This is a genomic window from Petrotoga miotherma DSM 10691, assembly GCF_002895605.1.
Lineage (GTDB): Bacteria > Thermotogota > Thermotogae > Petrotogales > Petrotogaceae > Petrotoga > Petrotoga miotherma.
On the sequence record NZ_AZRM01000014.1, the window covers coordinates 39,112 to 49,316 of the forward strand.

9 protein-coding genes are annotated in these 10,205 nt (G+C 32.5%); 1 reads left to right on the forward strand and 8 read right to left on the reverse strand.

What is annotated here, in order from left to right:
• Positions 1–35 precede the first annotated feature (35 nt).
• From X928_RS02960 to X928_RS02980, 5 genes are all read right to left on the reverse strand, one after another.
• On the reverse strand, positions 36–1,136 hold the full coding sequence (locus X928_RS02960; protein WP_103078424.1) for an ABC transporter ATP-binding protein: 1,101 nt from the start codon (positions 1,134–1,136) through the stop codon (positions 36–38).
• A 144-nt stretch (positions 1,137–1,280) separates the two neighbouring features.
• The gene (locus X928_RS02965; RefSeq protein WP_103078425.1) at positions 1,281–1,535 is read right to left on the reverse strand and encodes a type II toxin-antitoxin system Phd/YefM family antitoxin; all 255 of its coding nucleotides are present in this window, start codon (positions 1,533–1,535) and stop codon (positions 1,281–1,283) included.
• Positions 1,536–1,651: 116 nt separating this feature from the next.
• Positions 1,652–2,998 carry a B12-binding domain-containing radical SAM protein gene (locus X928_RS02970; RefSeq protein ID WP_103078426.1) on the reverse strand — a complete coding sequence of 449 codons (1,347 nt, stop codon included), beginning with the start codon at positions 2,996–2,998 and terminating at the stop codon, positions 1,652–1,654.
• Between the two features lie 11 nt (positions 2,999–3,009).
• Complete coding sequence (locus X928_RS02975; protein ID WP_103078431.1) at positions 3,010–3,780, reverse strand: type III pantothenate kinase; 771 nt, start codon at positions 3,778–3,780, stop codon at positions 3,010–3,012.
• Positions 3,781–3,851: 71 nt separating this feature from the next.
• A complete protein-coding gene (locus tag X928_RS02980; protein WP_103078432.1) occupies positions 3,852–4,886 on the reverse strand; it encodes an L-threonylcarbamoyladenylate synthase in 1,035 nt (344 codons plus the stop codon).
• A 269-nt stretch (positions 4,887–5,155) separates the two neighbouring features.
• Here X928_RS02980 and X928_RS02985 point away from each other — a divergent pair, with 269 nt between their 5' ends.
• Entirely contained in the window at positions 5,156–5,506 is a 351-nt protein-coding gene (locus X928_RS02985; RefSeq protein ID WP_103078427.1) for a hypothetical protein, read from the forward strand.
• Between the two features lie 7 nt (positions 5,507–5,513).
• Here the strand turns inward: X928_RS02985 and purD are convergent, their stop codons facing one another.
• The 3 genes from purD to purH all read right to left on the reverse strand — a co-directional run bounded on the left by purD (position 5,514) and on the right by purH (position 10,114).
• Positions 5,514–6,752, reverse strand: coding sequence for a phosphoribosylamine--glycine ligase (gene purD / locus X928_RS02990; protein ID WP_103078428.1), 1,239 nt, complete (start codon positions 6,750–6,752; stop codon positions 5,514–5,516).
• Positions 6,753–6,880: 128 nt separating this feature from the next.
• Complete coding sequence (locus X928_RS02995; RefSeq protein WP_103078429.1) at positions 6,881–8,524, reverse strand: sensor domain-containing diguanylate cyclase; 1,644 nt, start codon at positions 8,522–8,524, stop codon at positions 6,881–6,883.
• Between the two features lie 63 nt (positions 8,525–8,587).
• Positions 8,588–10,114, reverse strand: a complete 1,527-nt coding sequence (gene purH / locus X928_RS03000; RefSeq protein WP_103078430.1) for a bifunctional phosphoribosylaminoimidazolecarboxamide formyltransferase/IMP cyclohydrolase — start codon at positions 10,112–10,114, stop codon at positions 8,588–8,590.
• Between the last annotated feature and the right edge of the window lie 91 nt (positions 10,115–10,205).

Genomic DNA, 10,205 nt, shown 5'->3' on the forward strand with positions numbered 1-10,205 from the left:
GTGACAACCGCACAAAGGGTATGAATTCATAAAAATTAAAATATAGCTTGTTCTGTTTCCTTATCGAAAGCATGTATCATTTTTAAATCGATTGCGACTTCAAAATTCTGTCCAGATTCTGCTCGTGTTTGAGGGCTTACCTTTGCGGTCATAGATTGACCATTGATAGTTAAATGAAGTAAAGTCTCACTACCCAAAGGCTCAACAACATCAACCATAGTGTTTAAAATATTAGATTCATCAGCACCTTCAAAAAAGTTTTTATCATAGATATCTTCTGGTCTTACACCAAAGATAATATCTTTATCTATATAATTTTCAAGTAAAGATGCTTTATCCTCGGGCACTTTTATAGAGATTCCCTCTGCTTTGAACCAAATACCATTATCTCTTGTTACTTTTACATTTAAGAAATTCATTGGAGGCGTCCCAATAAATCCAGCGACAAAAATGTTGGCCGGATTATTGTATACATCAAAAGCTCCTCCAACCTGTTGAATTACTCCTTCGTTCATAATAACAATTTTATCAGCCATAGTCATAGCCTCAACTTGGTCATGTGTAACATAAGCGACTGTAGCTTCCAACCTTTTTTGTAGTTTCTTAAGCTCAGCTCTCATCTGAACCCTTAATTTTGCATCTAAGTTTGAAAGAGGCTCATCAAATAAGAACACTTTAGGATCCCTTACGATAGCTCTACCTAGTGCAACTCTCTGTCTTTGCCCCCCTGATAATTGTTTCGGTTTTCTATCCAATAAATGGTCAATCCCAAGAATTTTTGCGGCGTTTCGAACTCTCCTCTCGATTTCGTCTTTAGGTGTTTTCCTTAATTTCAATCCAAAAGCCATGTTGTCGTAAACCGTCATATGTGGATAAAGGGCATAATTTTGGAAAACCATAGCTATATCTCTATCCTTCGGTTCCACATCATTTACAACTTTTTGGTCAATTTTTATTGTTCCTTCTGTAATGTCTTCTAACCCTGCAATCATCCTCAAAGTAGTAGTTTTTCCACATCCTGAAGGGCCGAGTAGTACAAGAAACTCCTTATCTTCTATTACAAAATCTGCATCCTTTACAGCATGAAATCCATTTGGGTAAACTTTGTTAACCTTGTCTAATATAACTTGAGCCATTAAAAAGCACCTCCATCTTTTAATTTTTTCTGTCTTTAAAAAGTCTAAAACTTGTTTTAGCACCCCTTCGCTCCGCTACCCATCCATAAGGAAAAAAAGGTCTAAACCATTTACCCCATAGTCAACTCAAAAAGAATGATGAACTCAGTAATCAAAATCCTTAAAAAAATCTTTAATTCTCTGATATTCTTCAACGTTTTCTATCTCAAAAAGGGAAATATCTCTAACTTCATCAACAAAATCCATGAGTTTTACGAATTTATCATAGTCTAACAAAACAACCTTTGGCAAACCATTTTTGGTGATAACAACGTCTTTGTTTTCAACTTCATCAACAACTTGAGAGAATTTTGCTTTAGCTTCAGCTAAACTATAAAATGTAAAATCTTTTAAATACATATTTTACACCCCTTGACTATAATTATAGTCAATTTATTCTTATTTGTCAATCTAAAGAATTCAAAGATTTTCTAGCGTAATCAATTTTAATAGCCTCTAATGCCTAATAATCTCTTCTAATCGGTATATTTGACTTCAGTATATTTCTTAACTTCTTCAAGATCACTAATGGAAAGACTAAAATGCGACCAATAAGGAATAATAGTGTTGTTAAGAAGCAAAGGATCCGTGTTTGAAGATATAGCATTTTTTTTGACAAGTTCTTCATATTCAACGGTACCAGGAATTGGAGTAAATTCGTTTAAATTCACCTTTATTCCGAGCGAATGGCAGAAATCTACAGCTTGTTTTACATCATCTTTATTTTGAGATGGTAGATTCACCAACACGTAGGCATAAATATCATTCATCTCAAAACCAGCATTTTTTAGAGATGTAATGGCTTTAACAAGATCGTTATTAGTTACCTTAAACCCCGTTCCTTTTTGAATATTAAAATCATAGCTTTCGTACCCGAGTTTTATAGTTTTAAAATTTGCTTTTTTTAATAACAAAGCTATTTCATCATCAACACGTCGGGCATGTACACCATTGGGCAGATGATATTGAACGTTAAATTTAGATAAAGATTCCAACAATTCTTTAATATCTTTTCTTAATAAGAACGCATCGTCAAAAAAAACGAAATCTTTTACATAAGGTCTTTTTTTAAGAATATACTCTATATTATTTATTATTTTGTTTATACTCCTGTATTGAAATTTCCACATCTTGGGAGTTACACAATACGTACAATGAAAAGGACAACCTACGGAAGAAACCAAAACAACATAAGTGAGATAGGAATCATAAAAATCATAGGTCAGATCAATATCTTCAAACCAGTTGAAGTTATTTAATTCTGTAAGATTCTCGTTTAGTATTTCCAAAACTTTCTTTAAAGGAAATATGCCCGTTCCTGGGCAAATATTAACTTTAAATTTGGAAAAAACATCTTTTGCATGTTCAGTATACAAGGTGGAATAAATACCACCTAAAAAAATAGGAGTTTTTGGAAAGAAGCTTCTCAAAATTTCGATGGTTTTTTCCCCACCGTAGTACCAGTATGTTAAAGTGATTCCCACCAAGATTGCATCAACTTTGTTCTGTTTTTTTATTGCTTCTAATTTACTTTCAAACAATTTTAAAGGTAATCCATACCTTTTGAATTTTCTATGGATATTCTTTAATATAGTTGGCTTTTCGACTCTTTCATTATAAAATTTACCAGTTCCGTACTTTTTATCTTTTGGAGGATGTTTTACAATTAAATCGTTATCATGCCGATTTAGCAGATCTATAAACGTTACATTGTGACCTAAATAAGTTAGTACCTCACTTATGTATAACAACCCTAATGGCTTAAGCCAAAAATCATATGCGGCAAAATCGTAGATCCAAGGATTAACAACCAAGAAGTTCAAATCGTTGCCTCCTATCGCAATTTTTTGATTTCTCTAGAATAATATAATATCCCCTTTAGGGTTAAATATGGATCGTAATGTTTGAAAATAGATACTTTACTTGAGAGGAAACTCATGTCTCCTCCCGTTGCTACAACGACAAAATCTTTGTTCCTTTCTCGTTTTATTTCGTGAATAAGCCTTTCTATCCCATATAATGTTGTTTTTATTACCCCTATTTGAATATTGTCGACTGTATTTTTTCCCAAATGGTATTCAGGCACCTTTATCTCCACCTTAGGAAGCTGGGCAGTTCTAGAAAACAAAGCGCTTATAGCCGTCTTAAATCCTGGAATTATCGCCCCTCCTACAAAATTACCCCCTTCCAAAACATCAACGGTTATAGCGGTTCCAAAATCTAGAGCAATTACGTGATCGCCATACTCTTCTTTACATGCAATAACGTTGCATATTCTATCTGCACCTATTTCATTAGGATAGTCAACCAAATATGCTATATCATTAATTTTATTCTTAGTAGTAACAAAAATAGTTTCAACACTAAAATATTTCTTTAACATTTGTTCTAAAATAAAGTTAACATTGGGAACCACGGATGAGATACCTGCCAAAGTTATCCTTTTTAAATCAACATTTGCTCGATCTAATAAATTTGAAATGACAACAAATAACCCATCCTCCGATTCAAAACTACTAGGTCCAATTCTCCACGTCAAAAATTTACCATCTTCGTGTATACCTACCATTGTATAAGAGTTACCAACATCAAATAAAAGTTCCAATTTTTTCCCCTTCCTTTCTTTAACTGAACCCACTTCTGGGTGTTCTCCTTGACCCCGTTCGGGGTGTTTATTTATTTTATCTTGTATGATGCCTTTCTTAGACGGTTCATAACCGCTATACCTATACCTTTGTCTTCTATACCTTCAATAATCATAGCATCAATTTTTTCATCGTATTTTCTAAGCATTTCAAAAAGTTTCACTGCAAATTCATAATAATTTGCTTCACTACCTATAGTGTCAAAATTAATATTATGATCCTTATAATAGCCAATATGTTCTTTAAGACATAGAACTATTGGATTGTTGTAATTTTTTACTTCTTCTAAAACCTTTTTCACCATGGTATCCACATCATCATGTTCAACTAAAATAACGGGGGTGTTAGGAGCGTAATGTCGATACTTCATACCCGGAGATTTTATATAATCAGGTTCTATTTTTCCATATGCAAAATCAGGAATGATAATATCACCAAAAATCTCTTTTAATTTTTCAGGTGGAATAGGACCTGGACGTAATATTATAGGTATCTTTCCTTGAGTTAAATCAATTATTGTTGATTCTACTCCAAACTCTACCTTACCTCCAATAATTATATAATCAACTTTTCCAAACATATCTTTTAAAACATGTTCCGCCATTGTTGGACTAGGCTTACCCGAAACATTAGCACTCGGTGCGGCAATTGGCACTTCAGCGTATTCTATCAATTTTAAGGCAACAGGATGAGCCGGCATTCTTAAAGCTATAGTATCTTTTCCTGCTGTTACAATATTTGGAACAATCTCCCTTTTCTTTAATACAAAAGTAATTGGACCTGGCAATAATCTTTCTATTTTTTCCAAAAGAGTATAAGAAATATAAGTGTACTCCAAAAAAGATCTAACGTTAGCCACATGAAGAATTAAAGGGTTGTCATAAGGCCTGCCTTTTGCCTTAAAAATCTTTCTCACGGCGTTTTCTGAAAGGCCATTGGCTCCCAAACCGTAAACCGTTTCAGTAGGAAAGACTACTGTTTTATCTTCTTTGATTGCTTGAGCGGCTTCTTTAATTTTCTCCTCTTCAATATTTAATGGATCCACTTCAATAACTTTGGTTTCCATAATGAATTCTCCTTTTCCATTTGGCAAATAAAAAAATCTCCAACTTATATTATACAAGAAAACATCAAAAAAGTGAAATAATCGATTATAATGAGCTCTAATCTCTATTAAATATCCCTAAATACAAATATTCGCCATTTTGTTATGTAAAGCGGGTAAATATGGTATAATTCAAAAAAGACACTTTGGGCGGGCAGCGAATCGAAGGGGCAAAGTCTTCTGCTCTTCCTTAAGGGTGGGCAGCGAAAAGAAGGAAAAGGAGAGTTTAAATGAGTACTCAAAAGCTCATAATAGAAGAAATAATTAGTAAAATAAACAAAAAGGAAAAAATCTTAGATGATTCGCTAAAGAACGATGATTTTGAAACTTTTTCTAAAACGTTAGAAGAAAGATTTGAATTACTGAAACAATTAGAACCATTTAAAACTGAAACCGCCGTAAAAAATACCATAGAAAACATTTTAAAAAGAGATTCTGAACGCTCAAAAAGCATAAAGGAGAAGATGAAAAAAATCAAAGGCGACCAATTTAACGTACAAGTTAGTAAAAAAGCTATGAAAAAGGGATATCTTAAGATTGAAGAATCTATGAGCCGCCACAAAATTAACAAAAGTGGTTAGAATCTGACTAGATATCTTTCCTATAATATTTTGATTCAAAATGGATTTTTTCTGCTTCATCGTAAACAATATTTCGTACCTCTTCTAAAGTATCTGCCTTATTTACTATCGATAATACCCTACCACCATCGGTAAGTAAATTCTCACCATCTTTTTTAACGCCAGAATAAAAGATTTTTGAAGTTATTCCTGGTTTTATTGTGATCCTTTCACCTTTTGTATAGGAAAAAGGGTAGCCTTTGCTACTAAGTACGAGGCAAAAAGACAATCCATCATAAAACTCAATATTGGTAGTGTTAACTCTCTCTTTTTTTATGTCGTTTATAACATCAATAAAATCGGATTTTAATAAATAGAGCATTGATTGGGCTTCAGGGTCTCCTAACCTCACATTGTATTCCAATACATGTGGATCACCATTCTCAATAATTAAACCTATGTACAAGAATCCCTTATATAATAAACCCTCTTCTTCTAAACCTTTGATAGTTGGGTTTATGATTTTTTGAAATATTACCTTTGTTAATTTTTCATCAAGGTCAGGATGTGGTGTAATTGCTCCCATGCCTCCAGTATTTGGGCCTTGATCATTTTCCAACAGTTTCTTATGATCCTTCGAAACGTTGAAAAATTTGTAGTTTTGACCATCCAAAAGCAAGAAAACAGAAGCTTCAAAACCCTTTAAGAATTGCTCAACAACAATTTTTTTACCGGATTCTCCAAATTTTTGTTCTTTCATAAGTTCATTAAGAGCTTGGCTAGAATCTTCATAAGAATTACATATAAAAACACCTTTACCGGCCGCTAAACCATCGGCTTTTATCACCAATGGATACGAAGCCTTCTTAGAATATTCAAGGGCATCTTTCAACTCAACAAATGTGTTAAAAGATGCTGTTTGAACGTTATGCCTTTTCATGAAACTCTTTGCGAATATCTTACTACTTTCTAATTGTGCGGCTTTTTGGTTGGGACCGATTATTTTTAAATTTGATTCCTCAAACTTATCTACTATTCCTTTTGCTAAGTACTCTTCTGAACCAACTATAGTAATATCTACATTATTATTCTTAACAAAATTCATAATTTCTTCTATAGATTCTATTTTCAAACATTCACATTTATTTTCAATTGCTATACCATCATTACCAGGGGCTATAAATACCTTTTTTACATCTTCACTCTGAGATAACTTCCAAGCGATCGCGTGTTCTCTACCACCTTTGCCTACTACAAGAACTTTCATTTTATTGTTTTCCTCCCGTTAGCAAAAAATACTCTTTTTTATAAACTTTAAAATTTTATATATAGCGCCCCTTCGCCCGCTGCCCACCCTCGTCTTATTTCTAAAATGTCTAGCAAAAGAAAGCTCCACTACACCATCAAATTGCCTTTACCTTGATTTTTCGATAGATACATTTTTCTGTCTGCAATTTCAACGATCTCTTTATAACTATTAATCACTTCATTACAAGTACTTAATCCTGCACTAAAACTGATCTTTGGTTGAAAATTTCTTATTGCCTCATAGAGCCTTTCTATAATATTTTTCCCAACGTCTTTTGAAATATCAGTAAATAAAATTACAAACTCATCTCCCCCATATCTATAAACCCTGTCTTTATTTCTGACAGTATTCAATATTAATTGAGAAAATTCTTTAAGTACTTCATCACCAAATTTATGACCATATTTGTCGTTTATATCCTTAAAATCGTCCAAATCTATAAATACAGCACAGATCTTCTCTTTATTTTTTTCAAAATTTTCCAAATCATAAAATAATTTAGAATGGTTAAAAAGTCCCGTTAAACTATCTCTCTCGGCTTGATCTCTAATCTCCATGAATTTTTGTGAATGCTCCAACGCCAGTGAGACTAACTGAGCGAAAACCGATAAAATGTTCAATTCCTCTTTAGACGGCCTTAAATTATTTTCTGGAGAATCCAAAGATATATACCCTATAATGTTGTTTCTTTCATCTCGCAAAGCCAATAAAAATAAATCATTCGGATCCCACAAATTTTGATTATCTTCTAAATAATCTATACTCAATTCATCTCTAGGTTGATAGGTATAAGTTTCGCTTATTTTATTAGCGTGAGGAATAAAGTAGGTATCTTTATAACTATACCTTTCATCCATGAATTTAAGAACTTCAGATATAGGAACCTCTTGACTTCTGATCTTTTCATACATTTCTTCTTTAAGGCCACGATGTGTTATCCTTTCAACTTTATTACTCTGATAGTTAAACAAACTGATAAGAACATAGGCATAACCCATATTTTTCTGCATTATTTCTGCTATTTGATCGAGGATTTTCTCTGAGGATACCTTCAAGGAAAGTTGCCTGATGACATTACTCAAATTAACAATCACATCGTTCAATTTTCGTATTCTTTGGGTTCTCAAAATTTCGTCGTTTTTATCGCTTCTTGTTTTAATTATCAGATAAAAAAGCAATAGTATGAGCAAATTCACAGAAATTATCAAGTACTTAAAAGGAGAAAACTCAAACTGTAAATACAAATAAGAAAAAGGTAAAAGACTCAAAAAATAAAGATATTCATAAATAAACACTGAAAAGTTAAAATTCTTTCTACCTTCAACTATAATGGTGTTAATAATTTTCGAAATAGTCAAAAATAAAAATATAGAAAAAATGGGACTGAATCTATAAGAAATTAAAGCAGATAACGAATAGCTTGTAGAGAACACAAGAGCCCTGTATAACTTCCTACTAATTTCTGGATGTTTTGTCTTACTGAAAAGAATGATTAAAGAGGAAATTAAAATATATTGAGGGCCTAACAAAAAAGCATATACAAAACCTACGGTGTTAGAGACCAACCTATTGCTGTAATTCCAATAAACTCTTATATTATCAGAAATGGCGGTGAATGCTATAACCATCAAAGCATCTATAAGAGCAATATTTTCAAAATCTGCTCGTAAAAAATAAAAAGAAAAGATTGTAATTACTAGTAAAATAAGAGATTTGATTTTTACATTCATATTAATCACCCATTAATAGTATACCAAAAAATGGGCTCTTTGTACACTAAAAATTTAATCAAATTATATATGTTTGAAATGCCTCATCTCAGTAAATACCATAGCTATTCCATATTTGTTACACGCCTGAATAGACTCATCATCCCTGATCGACCCTCCAGGTTGAATTATCGCTTTTATTCCGTATTCTGCTGCCTTTTCTACCACATCACTAAAAGGGAAAAAAGCATCTGAAGCTAAAACGTCCCCTCCTTTATCTTTACTTCTTTCTAAAGCTTGCGTAGCAGCCCATATCCTGTTAGGCTGACCAGGCCCTATGCCTGTGATAGCCCTATTTTTTGATACAACTATTGCATTTGATTTAACGTGTTTTACTGCCTTCCATGCAAACACAAGTTCTTCTTTGATTTCTTCTGACACTTTAGTTTCTGTTACAACCTTAAATTCATTAATAACTCCTTTATCAACTTCTTGAACGAGAATCCCTCCATCAACAGATACATATTCATACGTATCAATTGGTTTAGAGTTCATTTTCAATATTCTCAAATTCTTTTTCTTTTGTAAAATATCTAAAGCCTCTTCATCATACTCTGGAGCCATTATTATTTCAAGAAACAATTTTTTTAGCTCAAGTGCAGTGTCAACATCAATTTTCCGGTTGAAAGCAACTATCCCACCGAATATTGAAACAGGATCGCATGAATAAGCCTTCTTGTATGCTTCTAAAACACTATCTCCTAAAGCAATACCGCAAGGAGAACTGTGTTTTAAACAACAACATGCTATATCTTCAAATTCATTTACAGCTTTCCATGCAGAATCTGCGTCTCTCAAATTGTTAAAGGATAATTCTTTCCCATTTAATTGATCAAATGAAGTCATAGCTCCTACACTTAAAGTATTTTTGTAAAAAATGGCACTTTGATGAGGATTTTCACCATATCTCATTTCGCAGCTTTTTTCAAATGGAACCGTTAAAAATTCTTGAAAATCATCCTTATCTTTCAATTGAGCATTTAGATAATTACTTATACAACTATCATAAAAGGCAGTCAAATTAAAGGCTTTTGAAGCTAAGTATAATCTATATTTCTCATCAAACTCTTCTCTATTTTTTAATTTAGCTGATATATGTTCTAAATCAGATTCATCTACTACAACTATAACGTCTTTGTAATTTTTGGCTGCAGATCTTATCATGGTTGGTCCACCTATATCTATAAATTCAATCAACTCATTCAAATCAACATTGGATTTGTTAGCTACTTCTACAAATGGATAAAGATTAACATAAACAAGATCTATCGGTGTTATCTTTAAATTTTTTAAAGTTTCCATATCTTGGTTGTTCTCTCTTCTTGCAAGAATACCTCCATGTATAAAAGGATTCAAAGTTTTAACCCTTCCATTTAATATTTCGGGAAAATTGGTGATTTCTTCAACGGGCGTAACTTTGATACCATTCTCTTGAAGTTTTTTAGCGGTTCCACCCGTTGAAATAATTTCAATTCCAAGTTCTTGAAGAGTTCGCGCAAAATCAACTACTTTATCTTTTTTGTAAGTACTTAACAATGCTCTTTTTATCACTCTAATGCCCCCCTATGTCATTTTATTTTATTAAATTATCTTTAAAAACTCTAAACTTACTTTAAAACTTACTTTAGCGCCCCTTCGCCCC